Annotated in this window: 18 protein-coding genes; 10 read left to right on the top strand and 8 right to left on the bottom strand. The window is 71.6% G+C overall.

Annotated elements, in window-relative coordinates; translation table 11 throughout:
* The 7 genes from BBK14_RS33690 to BBK14_RS33660 form a co-directional block, all read left to right on the top strand.
* A partial coding sequence (locus tag BBK14_RS33690) for a thiamine pyrophosphate-binding protein (protein WP_071067171.1) occupies nucleotides 1-1,272 on the top strand: 1,272 nt, incomplete at its 5' end.
* Nucleotides 1,273-1,336: 64 nt separating this feature from the next.
* Nucleotides 1,337-2,752, top strand: coding sequence for an aldehyde dehydrogenase family protein (locus BBK14_RS33685; protein WP_071067170.1), 1,416 nt, complete (start codon nucleotides 1,337-1,339; stop codon nucleotides 2,750-2,752).
* Nucleotides 2,753-2,813: 61 nt separating this feature from the next.
* Nucleotides 2,814-3,797 carry an acrylyl-CoA reductase (NADPH) gene (gene acuI / locus BBK14_RS33680; RefSeq protein WP_071067169.1) on the top strand — a complete coding sequence of 328 codons (984 nt, stop codon included), beginning with the start codon at nucleotides 2,814-2,816 and terminating at the stop codon, nucleotides 3,795-3,797.
* 13 nt (nucleotides 3,798-3,810) lie between these two features.
* Nucleotides 3,811-5,028 carry an FAS1-like dehydratase domain-containing protein gene (locus tag BBK14_RS33675; protein ID WP_071067168.1) on the top strand — a complete coding sequence of 406 codons (1,218 nt, stop codon included), beginning with the start codon at nucleotides 3,811-3,813 and terminating at the stop codon, nucleotides 5,026-5,028.
* Nucleotides 5,029-5,031: 3 nt separating this feature from the next.
* Nucleotides 5,032-6,813, top strand: coding sequence for a class I adenylate-forming enzyme family protein (locus BBK14_RS33670; protein WP_241832065.1), 1,782 nt, complete (start codon nucleotides 5,032-5,034; stop codon nucleotides 6,811-6,813).
* A gap of 137 nt (nucleotides 6,814-6,950) precedes the next feature.
* A complete protein-coding gene (locus BBK14_RS33665) occupies nucleotides 6,951-7,790 on the top strand; it encodes a TauD/TfdA dioxygenase family protein (protein ID WP_071067167.1) in 840 nt (279 codons plus the stop codon).
* Nucleotides 7,787-8,530 carry an SDR family NAD(P)-dependent oxidoreductase gene (locus BBK14_RS33660; RefSeq protein WP_071067166.1) on the top strand — a complete coding sequence of 248 codons (744 nt, stop codon included), beginning with the start codon at nucleotides 7,787-7,789 and terminating at the stop codon, nucleotides 8,528-8,530. Before BBK14_RS33665 ends, BBK14_RS33660 begins: the two co-directional genes overlap by 4 nt.
* 122 nt (nucleotides 8,531-8,652) lie before the next feature.
* Here the strand turns inward: BBK14_RS33660 and BBK14_RS33655 are convergent, their stop codons facing one another.
* Entirely contained in the window at nucleotides 8,653-9,111 is a 459-nt protein-coding gene (locus BBK14_RS33655; protein ID WP_071067165.1) for a pyridoxamine 5'-phosphate oxidase family protein, read from the bottom strand.
* 16 nt (nucleotides 9,112-9,127) lie between these two features.
* Nucleotides 9,128-10,696, bottom strand: coding sequence for a class I adenylate-forming enzyme family protein (locus tag BBK14_RS33650; protein ID WP_241832064.1), 1,569 nt, complete (start codon nucleotides 10,694-10,696; stop codon nucleotides 9,128-9,130).
* A 101-nt stretch (nucleotides 10,697-10,797) separates the two neighbouring features.
* Between BBK14_RS33650 and BBK14_RS33645 the strand changes: the two genes are divergently transcribed.
* From BBK14_RS33645 to BBK14_RS33635, 3 genes are read left to right on the top strand one after another with little or no spacing between them, the layout of a single operon-like run.
* Nucleotides 10,798-11,985 carry a CaiB/BaiF CoA transferase family protein gene (locus BBK14_RS33645; protein WP_083391427.1) on the top strand — a complete coding sequence of 396 codons (1,188 nt, stop codon included), beginning with the start codon at nucleotides 10,798-10,800 and terminating at the stop codon, nucleotides 11,983-11,985.
* A gap of 2 nt (nucleotides 11,986-11,987) precedes the next feature.
* Nucleotides 11,988-13,619, top strand: a complete 1,632-nt coding sequence (locus BBK14_RS33640) for an AMP-binding protein (RefSeq protein ID WP_071067164.1) — start codon at nucleotides 11,988-11,990, stop codon at nucleotides 13,617-13,619.
* Nucleotides 13,616-14,374: an SDR family NAD(P)-dependent oxidoreductase gene (locus tag BBK14_RS33635; RefSeq protein ID WP_071067163.1), complete on the top strand. Its 759-nt coding sequence runs from the start codon at nucleotides 13,616-13,618 to the stop codon at nucleotides 14,372-14,374. The genes BBK14_RS33640 and BBK14_RS33635 overlap by 4 nt, the downstream gene beginning before the upstream one ends.
* A 55-nt stretch (nucleotides 14,375-14,429) precedes the next feature.
* Here BBK14_RS33635 and BBK14_RS33630 read toward each other — a convergent pair whose 3' ends face one another.
* The 6 genes from BBK14_RS33630 to BBK14_RS33605 all read right to left on the bottom strand — a co-directional run.
* Nucleotides 14,430-15,218, bottom strand: coding sequence for an SDR family NAD(P)-dependent oxidoreductase (locus BBK14_RS33630; protein WP_071067162.1), 789 nt, complete (start codon nucleotides 15,216-15,218; stop codon nucleotides 14,430-14,432).
* A gap of 66 nt (nucleotides 15,219-15,284) precedes the next feature.
* Nucleotides 15,285-15,971 (bottom strand): GntR family transcriptional regulator, encoded by a 687-nt coding sequence (locus tag BBK14_RS33625; protein WP_071067161.1) that lies wholly within the window; start codon nucleotides 15,969-15,971, stop codon nucleotides 15,285-15,287.
* Nucleotides 15,972-16,058: 87 nt separating this feature from the next.
* On the bottom strand, nucleotides 16,059-16,640 hold the full coding sequence (locus BBK14_RS33620) for a carboxymuconolactone decarboxylase family protein (RefSeq protein ID WP_071067160.1): 582 nt from the start codon (nucleotides 16,638-16,640) through the stop codon (nucleotides 16,059-16,061).
* Nucleotides 16,641-16,906: 266 nt separating this feature from the next.
* Complete coding sequence (locus BBK14_RS33615; protein ID WP_071067159.1) at nucleotides 16,907-17,650, bottom strand: SDR family NAD(P)-dependent oxidoreductase; 744 nt, start codon at nucleotides 17,648-17,650, stop codon at nucleotides 16,907-16,909.
* A complete protein-coding gene (locus BBK14_RS33610) occupies nucleotides 17,647-18,474 on the bottom strand; it encodes a TauD/TfdA dioxygenase family protein (RefSeq protein WP_071067158.1) in 828 nt (275 codons plus the stop codon). The genes BBK14_RS33615 and BBK14_RS33610 overlap by 4 nt, the downstream gene beginning before the upstream one ends.
* 58 nt (nucleotides 18,475-18,532) lie before the next feature.
* Nucleotides 18,533-19,643: thiamine pyrophosphate-binding protein (locus BBK14_RS33605; RefSeq protein ID WP_131802491.1), on the bottom strand; the 1,111-nt coding region annotated here is incomplete at its 5' end.

Here is a 19,643-nt window from a genome sequence, read left to right as displayed (position 1 = left end):
GGCCTGCGCAAGGCCCTGTCCGGCACCCCGGGCCCGGTCTACATCGAGTACCCCTCCAATGTGATCCTCGAGGAGCTCGACGTCCCGGCGCCCCTGCCCCCCGCGGCGTACCGGCTGGTGAACCAGACCGCCGGCCCCGACAGGATCGCCGAAGCCGCCGAGTACATCCGCGCGGCCAAGCAGCCGGTCCTGCTCGTCGGGCACGGCGTGCACACCTCCCGCGCGGGAGAGTCCGTCCGCGCGCTCGCGGAGGCGATGGCCTGCCCGGTCATCCAGACCTCCGGCGGCACCTCCTTCATCAAGGGCCTGGAGGACCGCACCTTCCCCTACGGCTTCTCCGCCGCGTCGATCGACGCGGTGGTCAAGTCCGACCTGTGCCTGGCGATCGGCACCGAGCTCGGCGAGCCGGTGCACTACGGCCGCGGCCGGCACTGGGTCGCGAACGAGGCCAACCGCAAGTGGATCCTCATCGAACAGGACCCCGAGGCGATCGGCGTCAACCGGTCGATCGACGTGCCCCTCGTCGGTGACCTGCGCGCGGTCGTCCCGCAGCTCGTCGACGCGCTCAAGGACACTCCGCGCACGCCGACCCCCGAGCTCGACGGCTGGATCCGCCAGGACGCCGCCCAGCTGGCCGAACTCGCGGAGACCGCCCCGGCGGGGATGTCGCCTGTGCACCCGGCGCGGCTGATCGTCGAGGCCACCAAGGTCTTCCCGCCGGACGGCATCATGATCCGCGACGGCGGCGCCACCACGATCTTCGGCTGGACGTACTCCCAGGCCAAGCCGCACGACGTGATGTGGAACCAGAACTTCGGCCACCTGGGCACCGGGCTGCCCTACGCGGTCGGCGCCGGGGTGGCGGACGGCGGCAAGCGCCCCATGATGCTGATCACCGGGGACTCCTCCTTCCAGTTCCACATCGCCGAGCTGGAGACGGCCGCCCGGCTGAACCTCCCGCTGGTCTGCGTCGTGGCCGTCGACTACGCCTGGGGCCTCGAGGTCGGCGTCTACAAGCGCACCTTCGGCCAGGGCTCGCTGGAGACCGGCGTCCACTGGAGCAAGAACACCCGCCTGGACAAGGTGGCCGAGGGCTTCGGCTGCTACGGCGAGTACGTCGAGCGCGACGAGGACATCGCCCCCGCCATCAAGCGCGCCTACGCCAGCGGAAAGACCGCCGTCATCCACGTCGCGGTCGACCCGAAGGCCAACTCGGAGGAAATGCCGAGCTACGACGAGTTCCGGACCTGGTACGCCGAGGGAACGCAGTGATCCCGGCCCCGACCCGTATATCAGCGAATTCCTGACAGTATCTCGGAGAGGAACGGAGGGTGTCATGCGTGAATACTTAAAGTTCTACATCGGCGGCCAGTGGGCGGAACCGGCCGAGCAGCGGACCTTTGATGTCGTGAATCCGGCGACCGAGCAGGTCGCCGGCCGGGTGGCACTCGGCTCCGCCACCGACGTCGACCGGGCGGTCGCGGCCGCCCGGGCCGCCTTCCCCAGCTGGTCGGCGACCAGCCGCGAGGAGCGGATCGCGGTCCTCGAGAGCATCCTCGACGTCTACCAGAAGCGTGCCGGCGACCTCGCCACCGCGCTGACCGAGGAGATGGGCGCGCCGGCCGCGCTGGCCAACGGCTTCCAGGTCGGCCTCGGCGCCGGGCACCTGACCACTGCGATCGAGATCCTCAAGAACTTCTCCTTCGAGGAGCAGCGCGGGGTCACCCGCGTGGTCCTCGAGCCGATCGGGGTCTGCGGCCTGATCACGCCGTGGAACTGGCCGATCAACCAGATCGCGGTCAAGGTCCTCCCCGCGCTCGCCACGGGCTGCACCGTGGTGCTCAAGCCGTCCGAGGAGTCGCCCTTCACCGGGCAGATCCTCGCCGAGATCTTCGAGGCGGCCGGGATCCCCGCCGGCGTGTTCAACCTGGTCCAGGGCGACGGCCCCAGCGTGGGTGTGCCGCTGTCGGCGCATCCCGACGTGGACCTGATCTCGTTCACCGGCTCCACCCGCGCGGGCATCGAGATCGCCAAGAACGCCGCGCCCACGGTGAAGCGGGTGACCCAGGAGCTGGGCGGCAAGAGCCCGAACATCGTCCTCGACGACCAGGACTTCGCCGAGAACGTCGCCAAGGGCGTCCTCAACATGATGGGCAACTCCGGGCAGACCTGCACGGCGCCCGCGCGCCTGCTGGTGCCCAGCGCCCGGATGGAAGAGGCGATCAGCGCCGCCCGCGAGGCCGCGGCGCAGGTGACCGTGGGCGACCCCAACGGCGAGTTCACGATCGGGCCGGTGGTGTCCGGGCGCCAGTTCGAGAAGATCCAGGGCCTGATCCAGCAGGGCATCGACGAGGGCGCCACGCTGGTCGCCGGCGGGACCGGTCGCCCGGACGGGCTGGACAAGGGCTTCTACGTCAAGCCCACCGTCTTCGCCGACGTCACGAACGACATGACCATCGGCCGGGAGGAGATCTTCGGGCCGGTGCTCACGATTCACGGCTACGACAGCGTGGATCACGCCGTCGAGCTCGCGAACGACACCGAGTACGGCCTCGCCGGCTATGTGGCCGGCGCGGACCTCGAGGCGGCGCGCGCCGTCGCCCGGAGGATCCGGGCCGGGTGGGTCGCGATCAACGACGGGTTCGACTTCGGTGGTCCGGTCGGCGGCTACAAGAAGAGCGGGAACGGGCGCGAGTGGGGCGAGTTCGGTTTCCACGAGTACCTGGAGACCAAGGGCATCCACGGCTACTAGCCCGACAGGTGAGGGTTCGCGCGCCGGGCTACCGGCGCGCTGAGGAAGGACTAGATCTCCGATGTTCTCCGCGATTCTGATCGAAAAGGGCGAGGCCGGTCAGACGGCCGCCGTCACCAGCCTGGACGAGGCGCAGCTGCCGGCCGGTGACGTCGACATCGAGGTGGAGTACTCCACGCTGAACTACAAGGACGCCCTCGCGATCACGGCCAGCTCGCCGGTCGTTCGCAAGTTCCCGATGGTGCCCGGCATCGACCTCGCCGGTGTCGTCACCGACAGCACGCACGCGGACTGGAAGAAGGGCGACCGCGTCGTCCTCAACGGGTGGGGTGTGGGCGAGACCCACTGGGGCGGGCTGTCCCAGCGCGCCCGCCTGAACGGGGACTGGCTGGTGCCGCTGCCCGCGGTCTTCACCGCCCGCCAGGCGATGGCGATCGGCACCGCCGGCTACACGGCCGGCCTCTGCGTGGACGCCCTGCTCTCCCACGGCGTGACGCCGGACCAGGGCGAGGTCCTGGTGACGGGGGCGACCGGCGGCGTCGGCAGCGTGGCGGTCGCGCTCCTGGCGAAGGCCGGGTTCACGGTCGCCGCCGCCACCGGGAAGGCGTCCGAGGCCGACTACCTGCGCCAGCTCGGCGCGACGACGGTGATCGACCGCGCCGATCTCTCCGGGCCCGGCAAGCCGATGCAGAAGGAGCGCTGGGCGGGCGTCGTCGACTCCGTCGGCAGCCACACCCTGGCGAACGCCTGCGCGCAGACCCGTTACCGCGGCACGGTCGCCGCCTGCGGGCTGGCCCAGGGCATGGACTTCCCGGCATCGGTCGCGCCGTTCATCCTGCGCGGGGTGTCGCTGCTCGGCATCGACAGCGTGATGGCGCCCGCGAAGCCGCGGCTGGCCGCCTGGGAGCGCCTCGCCCGCGACCTTGACGTCAGCGCCCTCGAGCTGATCGCCGAGGAGATCACGCTGGCCGACGCGGTCGAGGCAGCCCGCCGTCTGCTGGACGGCAAGGTGCGCGGCCGCATCGTCGTCGACGTCAACCGATAGGGCGGGAGCCGAGATGAGCGAGAAGCCCACCGAGTCGAAGGTCGAGCTCGACCTCTCCGATGTCGACCACCGGGTCGGACTGCCGATCGGCGGGGGGCAGCTGTGGGATCCGTGCACCGCGACGGACATCCGCCGCTGGGTGATGGCGATGGACTACCCCAACCCGCTGCACTGGGACGAGGAGTTCGCGCGTGAGTCCCGGTACGGCGGCCTGATCGCCCCGCAGTCGATCGCGGTCGGCCTGGACTACGGCCACGGCTGCGCGCCCGCCTGCGTCGGGCGCATCCCCGGCAGCCACCTGATCTTCGGCGGCGAGGAGTGGTGGTTCTACGGCAGCCCCATCCGGGTCGGCGACAAGCTGGTCCAGGAGCGGCGCTTCCACGACTACAAGGTCGCGGACACGAAGTTCGCCGGGCCGACCATGTTCTCCCGTGGGGACACCGCGCACCGCAACCAGCACGGCGCCCTGGTCGCCCGTGAGCGGTCGACCGCCATCCGCTACCTCGCCGCCGAGGCGGAGAAGCGCGGCATGTACGAGAACCAGGTCGGCGCGGTGAAGCGCTGGACGAGCGCCGAGCTGACCGAGATCGAGAAGCTCCGCGACAGCTGGCTCCACTCGAACCGCACGGGCCTCTCGCCCGCCTTCGAGGACGTCAGCGTCGGTGACACCCTGCCGCGGCGGGTGATCGGCCCGCACAGCATCGCCAGCTTCACCACCGAGTACCGCGCCTTCATCTTCAACATCTGGGGGACGTTCCACTGGACGGCGCCCCCCGGCATCGAGGACCYCTGGGTCTACCAGGACCCGGGCTGGGTGGAGGGCTTCGGCTTCGACGAGGAGGGCGCCCGGATCGACCCGCGCCTGCGCGACGGGCTCTACGTCGGGCCGTCGCGTGGTCACATCGACAGTGACAAGGCCAGCGAGGTCGGCATGGCCCGCGCCTACGGCTACGGCGCCACGATGGGCGCCTGGTGCACCGACTACCTCTCCTACTGGGCCGGTCACGACGGAATGGTGCGCCATTCCAAGGCCAGTTTCCGCCTCCCCGCCTTCGAGGGCGACGTCACCTACTTCGACGGCGAGGTGGTCGGCAAGGAGGAGGGCTCGGTGTGGGGCGTGCCGCTGGTCCAGGTGAAGCTGCGGCTCACCAACCAGGACGGCGGCGTGCTGGTGGACTGCACCGCCGAGGTCGAGCTGCCGTTCCGGCGCGACCGCGTGGCCGGGAGCTGATCGATGGGTGCGCAACCGCTCACCGCGGAACCGGCTGCGGCGGGACCGAACGGTACGGGGGAGAGCGCGGGGAGCCCGCGTTCCCTGTCGATCGTGTCGGGCCCGCCTCTGGGCGACGAACCGGGCCTCGGGGCGCTGACGCTCCCCGGCTTCCTGCGTGAGGTCACGGCGAGGTACGGCGAGCGCGAGGCGCTCGTCGCGCGCACCCCGGGGGACGGGGCGGACGCCGTGCGCTGGACCTACAGCGAGCTCTGGGAACGCGCGGTCGAGGTGGCGAGCGCGCTGCGCGCCTGCGGGGTCGGCAAGGACAGCCGGGTCGGTGTCCTGATGACGAACCGCCCCGAGTGGATCTCGGCGGTGTTCGGCATCTCGCTCGCCGGAGGTGTCGCCGTCGCCCTCAGCACGTTCTCGACCCGGTCCGAGCTGGACGACCTGCTGCGGATCTCCGGCGCGTCGGTGCTGCTGCTCGAGCGCAGCGTGCTGAAGAAGGACTTCGCGGCCGTGCTGACCGAGCTGGAGCCGGAGATCGCCCGGGCTGAGCCCGGCGCGCTGGAGTCGGCCCGGTTCCCCTTCCTGCGCCGCGTGGTCGTGCTCGGGGAYGGCGGCCCCACCGGCGCGATCGAGACCTGGGAGGACTTCCTCGCCCGCGGCCGCGACGAGCCCCGCGAGCTGGTCGAGGCCACGGGCGCGGCCGTGCAGCCGAGTGACACGGCTCTGCTGTTCTTCTCGTCGGGCACCACGAGCCGGCCGAAGGGCATCCTGAACTCGCACCGCGGTGTCGCCATCCAGTTATGGCGCTTCCGGCGCATGTACCGGTTCGACCCGGAGGACCACATCCGCTGCTGGACGGCCAACGGCTTCTTCTGGTCGGGGAACTTCGGCATGGCGCTCGGCGCGACCTTCGCCAGCGGCGGCTCCGTCGTCCTGCAGCCGACGTTCCTGCCCGCCGAGGCGCTCGAGCTGATGGACGCGGAGAAGGTCAACTTCCCGTTCGCCTGGCCGCACCAGTGGGCCCAGCTCGAGGCGGCGCCGAACTGGAAGGACGTCGACCTGAGCAGCATGCGCTTCGCGGACGTCAGGTCCGCGATCGCGCGGCACCCGACGGTCTCGGCCCGCTGGGAGGAGCCGGGGCACGCCTACGGCAACACCGAGACCTTCACGCTCACGACCGGCCTGCCGGCCGACACGCCGCCGGAGCGGCACCGGGACAGCAGTGGCGAGGCGCTCCCGGGCGTGACGCTCAAGATCGTGGACCCGCTCACCGGCGTCGTCGTCCCGCGCGGCGAGCAGGGCGAGATCTGCGTCAAGGGGCCCACGCTCATGCTGGGCTACGTCGGCACCCCGCTCGACGAGACGCTCGACGCCGAGGGCTTCTTCCGCACCGGCGACGGCGGCTACCTCGACCATGACGACCTGCTGTTCTGGAAGGGCCGGCTCACGGACATCATCAAGACCGGGGGCGCGAACGTCTCGCCCCGGGAGGTCGACGAGACGCTCGCCAGCTATACCGGCGTCAAGCTGGCCCAGACGGTCGGCGTCCCGCACGAGACGCTCGGCGAGATGGTGGTCTCCTGCATCGTCCCGCACGAGGGCGTGACCCTCGACGCCGAGGAGATCCGCGGCTTCCTGCGGGAGCGGCTGGCGAGCTACAAGGTGCCGCGCCGGGTGCTCTTCTTCCGTGAGGAGGACATCGCGGTCACCGGCAGCGCGAAGATCAAGTCCGCTGATCTGCGTGCGCTGGCGGCCAGCCGGCTGGCGGGCGAGACGGCCCCTGCCCCGGCCTGATGAGACGGCGCCAGCGCCGCCCCGGCTCGACGCCGGGGCGGCGCGGCGGTGTTGGAGCGAGCCGCGCCGGGTGGGCCGCGCCGTCGGGCGCGACGGGGCCGGGCCGGTGGGACGCGACGGTGAGAGGAGCATGACCGATGGCCGCGATCGTCACGGAGAAGCTGGGTGAGAAGGTCGGGGCGGAGGTGCTCGGCGTCGACGCCGACCGCCTGCTCAACGACCAGGACCTGCCCTCGGCGTGCCTGACGGCACTCGAGGAGAACGGCGCGCTGCTCTTCCGCGGGCTGAACATCGACCCCGCCACCCAGGTCGCGTTCTGCCGGCGGTTGGGTGAGCTGCTCTCCTTCCCGACCTCCCCGCCCTACGACATCCCGGAGATCAACGAGATCAACTGGGATCCCTCGCATCCGCGGGCGGAGTACTTCCGGGGCAACGTCGCCTGGCACATCGACGGCGCGCTCGACTACGACATCCCGCCGAAGGCGTCGGTGATGACCGCCGAGGTGGTCACCGAGCAGGGCGGCGAGACGGAGTTCGCCAGCACCTACGCCGCCTACGACGATCTCACCGACGCGGAGAAGGAGCGGTTCGCCGACCTCCGGGTGGTCCACACCCTCGAGGCGATCGTGCGCCCCGCGTACCCGAACCCGACCCCGGAGCAGCTGGCGGACTGGGCGAAACGGCCGTCGCGGGAGCACCCGCTGGTGTGGCAGCACCGGTCGGGCCGGCGTTCGCTGGTGTTCGGCTCGACGACGTCGCACATCGTCGGGATGAGCCGCGAGGACGGCCGGGCGCTGCTCGACGAGCTGGAGGAGCGGGCCACCGCGCCGGACCGGGTGTTCTCGCACTCGTGGACGGCGGGGGACATGGTGATCTGGGACAACCGCGGGCTGGTCCACCGGGTCCGCCCGTTCGACCAGACCGAGCCGCGCCGGATGCACCGCATCACCCTCGCCGGCGACGAGCCGATCCAGTGACCGGCCGCACAGCGGTCGTCACCGGCGGCGGGTCGGGCATCGGGGAGGCCATCAGCCGGCGGCTGGCCGCCGACGGGGCCCTGGTCGCGATCCTCGACCTGGACGGCTCCGCCGCCGAGGCCGTCGCCAGCTCCATCGAGGAGGCCGGCGGGAAGGCGGTCGGCCTGGCCGCCGACGTGGCGGACCGGGCCGCGGTCAACGCGGCGGTGGACGAGGCCCGCGTCCGGCTCGGCCGGCCGACGATCCTGGTCAACAACGCCGGGATGACCCGCCCGAGCCCGTTCCTCGAGATCACCGACGCGATGTGGGAGAAGTCGCTCGCCGTCAACCTCAACGGCACCTTCTACTGCTGCCAGGCCATCCTGCCCGACATGCTCGCCGAGGGCTGGGGGCGCATCGTCAACATCTCCTCGTCGAGCGTGCACAGCGGCACGCCCCGGCTGGGCTCCTACGTCACCGCCAAGTCGGGGATCCTCGGGCTCACCAAGGTGCTCGCCCTCGAGTTCGGGCCGCGCGGCATCACCGTCAACACCATCCCGCCGGGGTTCATCGACACCCCGATGCTGCGCGCGCAGGAGCGGGGGGGCCTCATGAACGTCGAGCAGCAGACGGCCCGGACGCCGGTCGGCCGGATCGGGCGCGCCGAGGACGTCGCCGCCGCCTGCGCGTTCCTCGTCAGCGACGAGGCCGGCTACATCACCGGCCAGGTCTTCGGCGTCAACGGCGGCCGGAACACCTGAGACGTGCGGCCGACAGGACCGGCGGGCCGCACCGCCGGGAGGCAGCCGCTCGGTCCTGTCGCACAGCCCCGCGCTGACGGAACGTCAGCACCCGGACCGCCAGCGTGCGGCGGCGGTGGCGCTCAGCCGCCGGACAGGCGGATGCGGCTGTTGTCCCAGCTGAGCACCCGTTCGTCCGGGACGAGCCGGAGGACGGCGCGGTCGGTGTACGCCGACCGCGCCGCGGCCGGCAGTCGCTGCGGGGAGACCCGGAACGCGGCGTACTTCTCGTCCAGCAGGCTCCGGACGCGATCGCGGGTGGCGTCGTCCTCGACCGGGCCCACCCGGCCGCTGAGGTGCACCGCGCGCAGCTCGGCCCAGGCCCGCCCGGACTCGACGAGGAACGCCGCCCGCGGGTCGCGCCGGACGCGGCCCAGCTTGCGCGCCCCGGACGGGGTGGACAGGCAGACCGTCCGGTCGACGACCACGAACCACGTCGGCAGCGAGACCGGCGCGCCGTCCGCGCGCAGGGTGGTGAGCACCCCCGTGTGCGCGGCGCTGACGAACTCCCAGATCTCGTCCTCGCTCAGCCGGATGCTCACTCTTCGTCCCCCGGCCCTAGCTTCCGGCGGGGCGCGGCTGGCCGACGAGCTCGGTCAGCCCGGTGCGCTGCACCTTGCCCATCGCGTTCACCGGCAGGGCGTCGACCTGGGTCCAGAACTCCGGGACCTTGTACGGCGAGAGCTCGCGCCGGCACAGCTCGGTGAGCGCGCCGGTGTCGAGCGGGCCGCCGGTGCCGCTCTCGACCACCGCGGCGACCCGCTGCCCGAGCCGCTCGTCGGGCACCCCGCACACCGCGACCCGGGCGACGTCCGGGTACGTCGCGATGACCCGCTCCACCTCGAGCGGGTAGACGTTCGCGCCGCCCCGGATGATGATCAGCTTCTTGCGGTCGAGCACGGTCAGCCACCCGTTGGCGTCGACGGTCCCGATGTCGCCGGTGGCGATCGGTCCCGGCTCCAGCGGCCGGACGGCACCGTTCTCCCAGAACCCGAGCGTGGGCCGCCAGACGCCGGCCCACGGGCCGGTCGTGGCGCCGCTCAGCCGCAGCTCGCCGAGCTCACCGGCGGGCAGCCGGCGGCCCTCGTCGTCGTAGGCCGCCACGTCGAGGTGCGGCAGCACCTGCCCGCTCACCCGCGGGCGCCACTCGTCACCCGACGGGTCGATCGACACGACGGTCGGAGCCTCGGTCAGGCCGTAGGTGGTCCGCGGGACCAGCCCGTGCGCGTCGGCGAACGCCCGGCGCAGCACGTCCGGGGTGTCGCTGCCGCCGCTCCAGACCTCCCGCAGCGAGCCGATCTCGGCCTCGGGGCGGGCGGCCAGGTCGTGCAGCTGCGCGGGCGCGCCGTTCCACACGGTGACCTGCCGGCTGGAGATCCATTCGACGACGCCGGCGACGTCCCGGCGGCTCATCACCACCGCGCACCCGCCGGCCTGCGCGGTGAGCAGGGTGGAGAGCACCATCAGGTTGAGGATCGTGAACGGGAAGCTGTCGCCCTTGCGCAGCTCGGGGCCCCAGCCCCGGGTGGCGACGAGCACCGCGCCCGGCAGGAGCAGGTTGCGCTGGCTGTGCACGACCGCCTTGGGACGTCCCGACGTCCCGCTGGTGAACGCGATGCCGGCCGGGGCGTCGATGTCGTGGTCGACCCGGGGGGCGCGCTCGCCGCGGGCGAGGAGTCCGGCCCACCGGTCGGGGTCGACGCGGCCCGGGGAGTCCAGCAGGTAGCGGGGGCCGGCCAGCACGACGGTGGGCTCGCAGATCTCGTGCAGCTCCCGCTGCTCGCTCGCGGCGAGCGCCTCGCCGATCCCCGCCCAGACGGCGCCGATCCGCTGCGCGCCGTGGAACGCGGCGACGATGTCGAGGTCGTTGGGCAGGCAGGCCGCGACGCGGTCACCCGGGCGAACACCGAGCGACCACAACGCTCCGGCCGCGCGGTCCGCCTGCTCGTCGAGCTCGGCGTACGACCAGATACCCGAGACCGCCTCGACCGCCGCGGCCTGCGGGCGGGCCGCGAGAGCGGCGTCGAGCACGCCGGCGATCGGGCCGGGGACCCGCGCGACCTGGGCGGACGTCCCGCTCAGGGGCTGCGGATCCGTGCGCTGCGGTGTTTCACGAGTGCTGCTCACGACATCTTGATATCACTATCCTTACAAGGATTCATCCCTTATTCTCGGCGTGGCGCGGTTCCTGGCCGGCCGGGTCCTGTCGATCAAGGAGTGGTCGATACGTGAAGGCTGGTCCGCTGTCGGGCGTTCGGGTCGTCGATCTGACCGCGATGGTCATGGGTCCCCACTGCACGCAGATCATGGYCGACATGGGGGCGGACGTGATCAAGATCGAGCCCCCTGCCGGCGACAACACCCGCTACATCTCGGTCGGGCCGGAGCCCGCCATGGGCGGTGTGTTCGTCAACGTCAACCGCGGCAAACGCGGCGTCGTGCTGGACCTGCGCTCCGACGAGGGCCGGGAGGCGCTGCGCGGGCTCGTCGCGGGCGCGGACGTGTTCGTCCACTCGATGCGGGCGAAGGCGATCGCCGGGCTCGGCTTCGGCTACGACGAGGTGGCCGCGATCAACCCGTCGATCGTCTACACCAACTGCTACGGGTACGGGCGGCGCGGCCCGGACGCCGACCTCACCGCCTACGACGACACGATCCAGGCGGAGTGCGGGCTGCCGTTCGCCCAGGAGCAGCTGACCGGCGAGTCGAGCTACGTGGGCACCATCCTCGCCGACAAGGTCGCCGGGCTGACCGCCCTCTACGCCACCGTGATGGCACTGTTCCACCGCGAGCGCACCGGCGAGGGGCAGGAGGTCGAGGTCGCCATGTTCGAGACCATGGCCGCCTTCATGCTGGTCGAGCACGCCAACGGCGCGATGTTCACCCCGCCGCTGGGCCCCGCGCTCTACCCCCGCGCGGTGACCCCGAACCGCCGGCCCTACCGCACCCGCGACGGCCAGATCTCCGCGCTGGTCTACAACGACAAGCAGTGGTCCGCCTTCGTCGGCGCCGTGCGGCCGGAATGGGCCGGCGAGCAGTTCGCCACCCTCGCCCAGCGTGCCCGCCGGATCGACGTCGTCTACGCCCTGCTGGCCGAGACGTTCCTGCAGCGCACGACGAAGGAGTGGCTCGACCTGCTGCGCTCCCTCGACATCCCCGCCGCGCCGGTGCGCACGCTCGACGAGCTCTTCGACAACCCGCACCTCAACGAGGCCGGCTTCTTCGAGACGGTGCCGAGCCGCAACGGCCCGGTGCGCTTCCCCGGAATCCCGACCTGGTTCTCGCGGACCCCCGGCAGGGTCGCCGGCCCCGCGCCCAGGCTCGGCGAGCACACCCGGGAGGTCCTCGACGAGCTCGGCGGGGAGTCCGGGTGGCCGTCCCCGCAGCCGCGGTCCGCTCGACCAGATGGAGGTTGACGATGGTCAACGTCGCGAGCCTGCTGACCGCCTCGGCGCGGCGGCACCCGGACCGGTGCGCGGTGCGGTTCGCCGGACGCCGGACGTCCTACGGCGAGCTGCGCGAGCAGGCGGCCAGGTTCGGCTCGGCGCTGCTCGGGCGCGGCCTGGAACGCGGCGACCGGGTCGCGGTGCTGCTGCCCAACTGCCCGCAGTACCTGGTCGTGCTGTTCGGGGCCTGGCACGCCGGCCTGGTCGCCGTGCCGGTGAACGCCAAGCTGGCCGGCCCGGAGATCCAGGTGATCCTGGACGACAGCGGCGCCCGGGCGTTCGTCCACGCCGGCGCGGGCACAGTCGCCGGCCTCGATCTCACCGGGGTCCAGGAGGTGGTGGTCGACGTCCACGGTTCCGGCGACACGGCCGGCGACGCCGCCGGGACCGCCGGGACCGCCGGGACCGGTGCGGCCGGGTTCGACCGGCTGCTGGCCGAGGGCTCCGCTGAACTGGTGCCGGTCGACGTCGCCGGGGACGACCTCGCCTGGCTGTTCTACACGTCGGGGACGACCGGCCGCCCCAAGGGGGCCGAGCTCAGCCACCGCAACCTCACCGTCACGACCTGGACGCTGCTCGCCGACGTGTGCGACTACCGGCCCTCGGACCTCGCCCTGCACGTCGCGCCGCTGTCCCACGGCAGCGGCCTGTACTCCCTGGGCGCGATCGCCCGCGGCGCCGAGAACCTGATCCACGACGGCGGCGGGTTCGACCCGGCCGAGGTGCTCGAGCTCGTCGCGCGCGAACGGATCACGATCATCGCCTTCCTGGTGCCGACGATGATCGTGAAGCTGCTCGGCGCCCCCGAGACGGACACGAGCTCGCTGCGCTGCGCCGTCTACGGCGGCGCGCCCATCCACGTCGAGCACTCCCGCGCGATGATCGAGCGGTTCGGGCCGGTGTTCGTGCAGATCTACGGCCAGGGCGAGTCACCCATGACCATCACCTACCTCGACCACGGCGCCGCACCCGACACCCCCCTCGACTCGGCGGGCGTGGCACACCCGGGGGTCGAGGTGCAGATCATGGGTGCCGACGACCGGCCGCTGCCCGCCGGCGAGGAAGGCGAGATCTGCGTCCGCGGGGACGTGGTGATGCGGGGCTACTGGAACAACCCGGAGGCGACCAGCCGGGCGTTGCGGGGCGGCTGGCTGCACACCGGTGACATCGGCCGCCTCGACGAGCACGGCCGCCTGTTCCTCCTCGACCGCAGCAGCGACGTCATCATCTCCGGCGGGTCCAACATCTACCCGCGGGAGGTCGAGGAGGTGCTGATCCAGCACCCCGCCGTCGCCGAGGTCGTGGTCTTCGGCGTACCCGACGAGCTCTGGGGCGAGAACGTCGTCGCCGCGGTCGTGCCCGCGGCCGCGCCGCCCCCGGCGAACGACCTCATCGACTTCAGCCTCACCCACATCGCCCGCTTCAAGAAGCCGAAGCAGATCATCTACGTCGACGCGCTGCCCAAGAGCTCCTACGGCAAGGTCCTGCGCCGGGAGGCCCGCCGGCTCGCACTGGCGGCGGGCGAGACGGCCGGCCACGAGCACGTGACCGGCCAGCCTGCCACCATCAAGTCCGTTGACCGCGATCCAGGAGCCGCCGAATGAAACTGACCGACACCGCCGCCATCGTCACCGGAGGGGCCTCCGGCCTCGGGGCCGCGACCGCCGCCGCGCTCGCCGCGCACGGCGCCACCGTCTTCGCGCTGGACCTGCCGACGTCGATCGAGTCGGCGCCGCCGGTCACCGGCATCACCTACCTGGGAGCTGACGTGACCGTCGGCGACCAGGTGGCCGCCGCCGTCGACACCGCGGCCGGGACGGGTGTGCCGCTGCGCGTCGTCGTGAACTGCGCCGGCATCGGCCCGTCGCAGCGCATCCTCAGCCGGGGCCGGCGCCATGACCTCGACTTCTACGCGAAGGTGATCCAGATCAACCTGGTCGGCACGTTCGCGGTGCTCTCCACCGCCGCCGCCGCGATCGCCGAGACCGAGCCGGACGACAACGGCCAGCGCGGCGTCATCATCAACACCGCCTCCGTCGCCGCGTATGAGGGCCAGGTCGGCCAGGCGGCCTACGCGTCGTCCAAGGGCGGCGTCGTGGGCCTCACCCTGCCCGCCGCCCGCGACCTCGCCCAGTACGGCATCCGGGTGTGCACGATCGCCCCCGGCATCGTCGAGACGCCGATGCTCGCCACCGTCTCGGACGAGTTCCGCGCCGGCCTGGCCGCGTCGGTGCCGTTCCCGCAGCGGCTCGCCCGGCCGGACGAGTACGCCCAGCTGGCCCTGTCGATCATCGACCACGACTACCTCAACGGCGAGGTCATCCGGATGGACGGCGCGCTGCGGATGTCCCCGCGCTAGACGGCCCCGGGGCGGCCGGGCCGGCGTCGTAGGCCGGCCGCTCCGCGGCACCGCCTCAGGCGGTCGGCTGGCCCGACTTCTCGGCGCCCATCCCGGAGAAGCCGACGGAGTAGCCGCCGTCCACCGGCATCAGCACACCCGTGACGTAGGACGCCTCGTCACTGGCCAGGAACAGGGCCGCCGCGGCGATCTCGTCGGACACACCCCAGCGGTCCATCGGGATTCCGGGGAGGCGGAAGACCCCCGGCGGCGGTTCCGGGTGCTCCTTGGACATCTGCACGAGACCGGTCCAGATCGTGCCGGGGCACACCGCGTTCACCCGGATGTTGTCGTCGGCGTAGTCGAGAGCGGCGACCCTGGTCAGCTGGTTCACGCCGGCCTTGGCCGCCCCGTAGATCCCGTGGTGCTTCCAGCCGATGACCGCCGTCGTCGACGAGATGTTCACGACGGAGCCGCCACCCGTCCGGCGCATCGACATGATGCCGTACTTCATGCAGAAGAAGACGCCCCGCAAATTCACGCCGTGAACGCGGTCCCAGTCCTCCGTGCTCTGCTCGTGTATCGGCTTCAACTTGCCGCCGAACCCGGYGTTGTTCACCAGGATGTCGATCCGGCCGAACGTCTCCTCGGCGGCGCCGATCATGCGCTGGACGTCCGCCTCGTCGCTGACGTCCGCCCGCACCCCGAGCGCCCCGTCGCCGATCTCGGCGGCGACGTCCACCGCGCGGCCGCTGACGCTGGCGCAGACCACACTCGCCCCCTCGGCGGCGAACCGGTGAGCTATCGCCTTGCCGATTCCCGAGCCCGCGCCCGTGATGACCGCGACCTTGTCCTTCAGACGCATCCACGCCTCCTGGTTCCGTCGTGACCGCCCAGGCCACCGGAAGCCGGTGCCGCGGGCGTGCCTGGGCTATCGACCCCGTCTCACGCCGCCGGGGTCCGCGGTTGGGAAAGTGGTCCGCAGCATGACGGCCCGGGCGTTGCGGAGATGGGCGACCATCACCGCGGTGGCCCACTGCGGATCGCCGGCGCGCATGGCGGCGACGATCTCGATGTGGTGTGCCAGGCTGCGCCGCATCGAGTCGTCGTCGTAGGCGTGGAAGTTCCGCATCACCAGCGGGGTGCGGACCGCCCCGGCCAGGGCCGCCGCGAAGGCCGGCGCGTCGGCCAGCTTCACCAGCCGCTCGTGGAACGCCGCGTTCAGCGGAATGAGAGCCTCCAGGTCCTGCTCCGGACCGGGCGAGCCGACGGCCGACATCTCGTTCGCCAGCTTCTCCAGCTCGGCGAGGTCGCCCTCGTCGGCCCGTTCCGCGGCCATCCCGGTCAGCCGCGGTTCGAGCGTCGAACGCAGCTCGAAGAGGCTCTCCAGCTCGGCCGGCGACCAGCCGGCGACCCGGGCGCCCCGATTGGGCGAGAGCTCGACCAGCCCCTCGGCGGCCAGCTGGCGCAGGGCCTCGCGGACCGGGGTCCGGCTGACCCCCAGCTGTTCGGCCAGCTCGGTCTCGGCCAGCCGGGCACCGGGCAGGAAGGTGTTGTTGAGGATGAGCCGCCGGAGCACCTCGAGAACGCGCCCGGCCGAGGTGACGACCCCGACCACACTGTCACCACCATTCACTGATATCGCCCTGCAACAACGCAGTCCAGGCTGCCTGGGCCGCGGTCGGCTTCTAGCGACGGGTGAGACTCACCGGCCGCGCCGAAGATACGGGAGGAGATCGTCCTCGGCCTCCACCCCGAACGAGCGGAGCGCGAAGGCCACCATCTCGTAGGTGCCGACGGTGAAGACGATGTCCATGAGCTGGTGCTCGTCGAGCTCGCTGGAGAGAGTCTTCCAGGTCTGGTCGCCCACCGAGCCGTCGGCGATCAGCTCGTCGGCCGCGCGCAGCAGCGCGGACTCGAGCGGGGCCCAGCCCACGGCGTCCGGCCCCTCGGTCACCCGGGCGATCTCGTCGTCCCGCAGGCCGGCCGCCTCGGCGAGGACCACGTGCTGCGCCCATTCGTAGTCAGCCTGCCGGAGGGACGCCACCCGGAGCACGATCAGCTCCCGCTGCCTGGCGGTCAGCGAGGTGCCGTACAGGGCGTGGCCGTTGAACCGGAGAAACGCGATGGTCAGTGCCGGGTAGCGGGCCAGGGTCCCCAGCAGGTTCGCCCCGGACTGGCCGCCCGCGCTCCCCGTGTCCCCGATGACGGTGGCTCGGAAATCGGCGATGAACGTCGTCAGATCCGCGGGCCATTCATCGCGTGGCAGGGGTGTGAGTCGGCTCATTGTGGTCTGCCTTTTCTGGTCGACGGGCTCGCGTGTCAAGGTGTGGTCCTGCCCGCTGGGCGCATCATCCAGCKGGCGGTCCGGCGCCATTGTCAGGCTGTGGGCTGCCGGTCGCCGGTCGCCGGCTGCTGGTCGCCGGCTGCTGGCTGCTGGTCGCCGGTCGGCCGCCGCCCGCCCGGACCGGCCGGGGCGCGGTCGGGTCGATTCCGGGCGGCGGCGACCGGCGGTGCCGGATCAGACGGCGGTGCCGGATCAGACAGGCCGGATCAGATGATCCGGCCCCCGTTGACCCCGAGGCTCTGGCCGGTGATGTAGCCGGCCTCCTCGCTCACCAGGAACGCGGTGGCGGCGGCGATGTCCTCGGGCCGGCCCATCCGGCCCACCGGTGTCTTCGCGATCTGCTGATCGAGGTCGATGAACCCGCGATCCACGACATCGCGCGTCATCGGCGTGTCGATGAAGCCGGGCGGAATGCTGTTGACCGTGATCCCGTGCTTGGCGAACTCCAGCGCGAGCACCTTGGTGAGGCCGACCACCCCCGACTTCGCCGCCACGTAGCCGGCCAGTCCGGGGGGAGGGCCGTAGACGCTTGACGACGAGATGTTGACGATCCGCCCCCAGCCCGCCTCGATCATGTGGGGGAGTACCGCCTGGCAACAGTCGAACGTTCCGGTGAGGTTGATGGAGATCATCTGGTGCCAGGCCGCGGCGGTGGTCTCGAGGAACGCGTTCTCGACCGTCAGGCCGGCGTTGTTCACCAGGATCGTCGGCTGGCCGAGCCGGGCCCGCACCTCCTCGACCCCGGCGTCGATGGCGGCGCGGTCCACCACGTCGACGGGCACGCCGATCGCCCGGCCGCCGGCCTTCTCGATCGACTCGGCCGCGGCCTTGGCCGCGTCACCGCTGAGGTCGAAGATCGCCACCTGGGCGCCGTCGGCGGCCAGGCGGCGACTGATGCCGCCGCCGATGCCCGACGCGCCGCCGGTGACGATGGCTGTGCGTGCGCTCATTTGATCGGCTCATCTCCGGCGAGGGTCGTGCGGTGCAGGATGCGCGGCTTCGTACGGTCGAACGGGCCGGCCCGGTGCACCAGCCCCCGGTTGTCCCAGATCACCATGTCGCCCACCGACCAGGAGTGCCGCAGCACCCGGTCCGGCAGCGTGCTGCGCCGCTCGAGGTCCGCGAGCAGCGCCCGGCCCTCGTCGACGTCCATCCCGACGATGTGCGACGCGCTCGCCCCGAACACCAGCGAACGCCGCCTCGACTGGTGCTCCCACACCAGGGGGTGCTCACGGACGGGCCACGACGCCCAGTCAGCCTTCTGCTCCGGGGTCGGGTCGGGGTAGCTCCGGCGCTGGATCGACTCGAACGTGTGGACCACCCGGAGATCTTCGAAGCGCTCCTTCTCCTCGGCGGAGAGGGTGTCGTAGGCGACGTACGTGCTGGCGAACTCCGTCTCGCCGCCCTCCGCGACGACCACGCTCGCGCTCATCAGCGCGGCCTTGGCCGGGATGTCGTCCATGGAGCCGTCGAAGTGCCAGTGGTCGTTGCTCGGGAAGTACTGCGCGTTCGGATTCGCCGGGTCGAAGCTGATCTCCATGACCTCGGGGATCGCATAGCCAGGAATCTTGACGACGTCGCCGAGCTTCCGGCCGAATGCGAACTGGTCCTCATGGCTGATGTTCAGCTCGCGGAATAACAGAACGCCGTGCTCTTCGAGAGCCGCTAGGCACGCTTCCGGCAGATCGTTGTCGTTCAGTAGACGGTCGACGTCGAGGTCGAGAACCTCTGCTCCGACATAGTCGTTCAGTTTCCTCGTAGTGATCGCGGTCATCCATCCGCCTCCTCTCGCTTACTCCCGGGAGCCGTGCTCCCGGGAGCCACTGCATTCCCTACTGCATTCCCTCGGCGTACCAGGTGCGGAACTCGTCGTAGTTCGGCATTTCCTCGGAGTTGGCCTTCGGGTCGACGGCGACGTGGATGACGGCGGTCTTTCCGCTGGCGTAGGCGCGCTTGATGGCGGGGGCGATGTCCTCGTCGCGCTCGACGTACTCGCCGTAGCAGCCGAACCCCTCGGCCACCTTGTTGAGCCGGACGTCCTTGCTCCAGTGGACGCCGGTCTCCAGCGAGCCCTGACCGAAGGTGCGCTTGTAGACGCCGACCTCGAGGCCCCAGGCGTAGTCCACGCTGACCACGCAGACCAGCGGGAGGTTCAGCCGGGCGGCCRTCTCCAGCTCGGCGATGTGGAACTGGAAGGAGGAGTCCCCGGTGATGAGCATGACGGGCCGTTTCCCGCCGTCCGCCACCGAGGCACCGACGGCGTAGGGGAGCCCGGTCCCGAGGTGGCCGAAGTTCTGGTTCCAGATCACGTCGTGCGGCTTGGCCTGGGAGTACGTCCAGCCGAAAATGGTGATCGCGCCGCCGTCGCGCACCATGATTCCGTCGGCGGGAAAGGCCTTGGTGGCCTCGACGATGAGCCGGGCGGGGTGCACGGGCGACAGGCCGGCCGGGGCGGTCTCCGCGAGTTCGGCCAGCTGGGCTGCCTCCTGCGTCACCCAGGCCTCAAGCCGGGGGGACGCGGTGCGCGGGGTGTCCTTGAGGGCGTCGACGAGCTGCGGGACGATCGCGCGCAGGTCACCGACGAGGGGCACGTCGATCGACCGGTTGACGCCGATCGCCTCGGGGTCCTGTTCGATGAGGATCCACTTGCGGTTGGCCTCGTTCGCGACCCAGTGCCGGCCGCGGCCGTAGTGCACCGGCTCCCCGATCTCGGTGCCGATGGCGAGACAGAGATCTGACTCCACGACGGCCTCCACGGCCGCCGCGGAGAAGCCGTAGGGGAAGGTGCGGTCCTCCAGGCCCTTGATGAAGGAGGTGCCGCCGGAGGTCTGGATGACCGGGCAGGCCATCGCCTCCGCGAGCGCGCGGACGGACTCTCCCGCGCGGGAGGTGTGCACGCCGTGCCCGACGAGCAGGACCGGCTGCTTGGCCGCGCGGATGTAC

This window comes from Parafrankia soli, assembly GCF_001854695.1.
GTDB lineage: Bacteria > Actinomycetota > Actinomycetes > Frankiales > Frankiaceae > Parafrankia > Parafrankia soli.
The sequence above is the reverse complement of the archived record's forward strand: the minus strand, read 5'-3'. Positions and strand labels throughout refer to the sequence as shown.

What these genes read in the sequence shown, in the direction of transcription:
- BBK14_RS33685 (WP_071067170.1), top strand. Translation starts at nt 1,337, where the DNA reads ATGCGTGAATACTTAAAGTTCTACATCGGCGGCCAGTGGGCGGAACCG.
- acuI (WP_071067169.1), top strand. Translation starts at nt 2,814, where the DNA reads ATGTTCTCCGCGATTCTGATCGAAAAGGGCGAGGCCGGTCAGACGGCC.
- BBK14_RS33665 (WP_071067167.1), top strand. Translation starts at nt 6,951, where the DNA reads ATGGCCGCGATCGTCACGGAGAAGCTGGGTGAGAAGGTCGGGGCGGAG.
- BBK14_RS33640 (WP_071067164.1), top strand. Translation starts at nt 11,988, where the DNA reads ATGGTCAACGTCGCGAGCCTGCTGACCGCCTCGGCGCGGCGGCACCCG.
- BBK14_RS33635 (WP_071067163.1), top strand. Translation starts at nt 13,616, where the DNA reads ATGAAACTGACCGACACCGCCGCCATCGTCACCGGAGGGGCCTCCGGC.
- BBK14_RS33620 (WP_071067160.1), bottom strand. Translation starts at nt 16,640, where the DNA reads ATGAGCCGACTCACACCCCTGCCACGCGATGAATGGCCCGCGGATCTG.
- BBK14_RS33615 (WP_071067159.1), bottom strand. Translation starts at nt 17,650, where the DNA reads ATGAGCGCACGCACAGCCATCGTCACCGGCGGCGCGTCGGGCATCGGC.
- BBK14_RS33610 (WP_071067158.1), bottom strand. Translation starts at nt 18,474, where the DNA reads ATGACCGCGATCACTACGAGGAAACTGAACGACTATGTCGGAGCAGAG.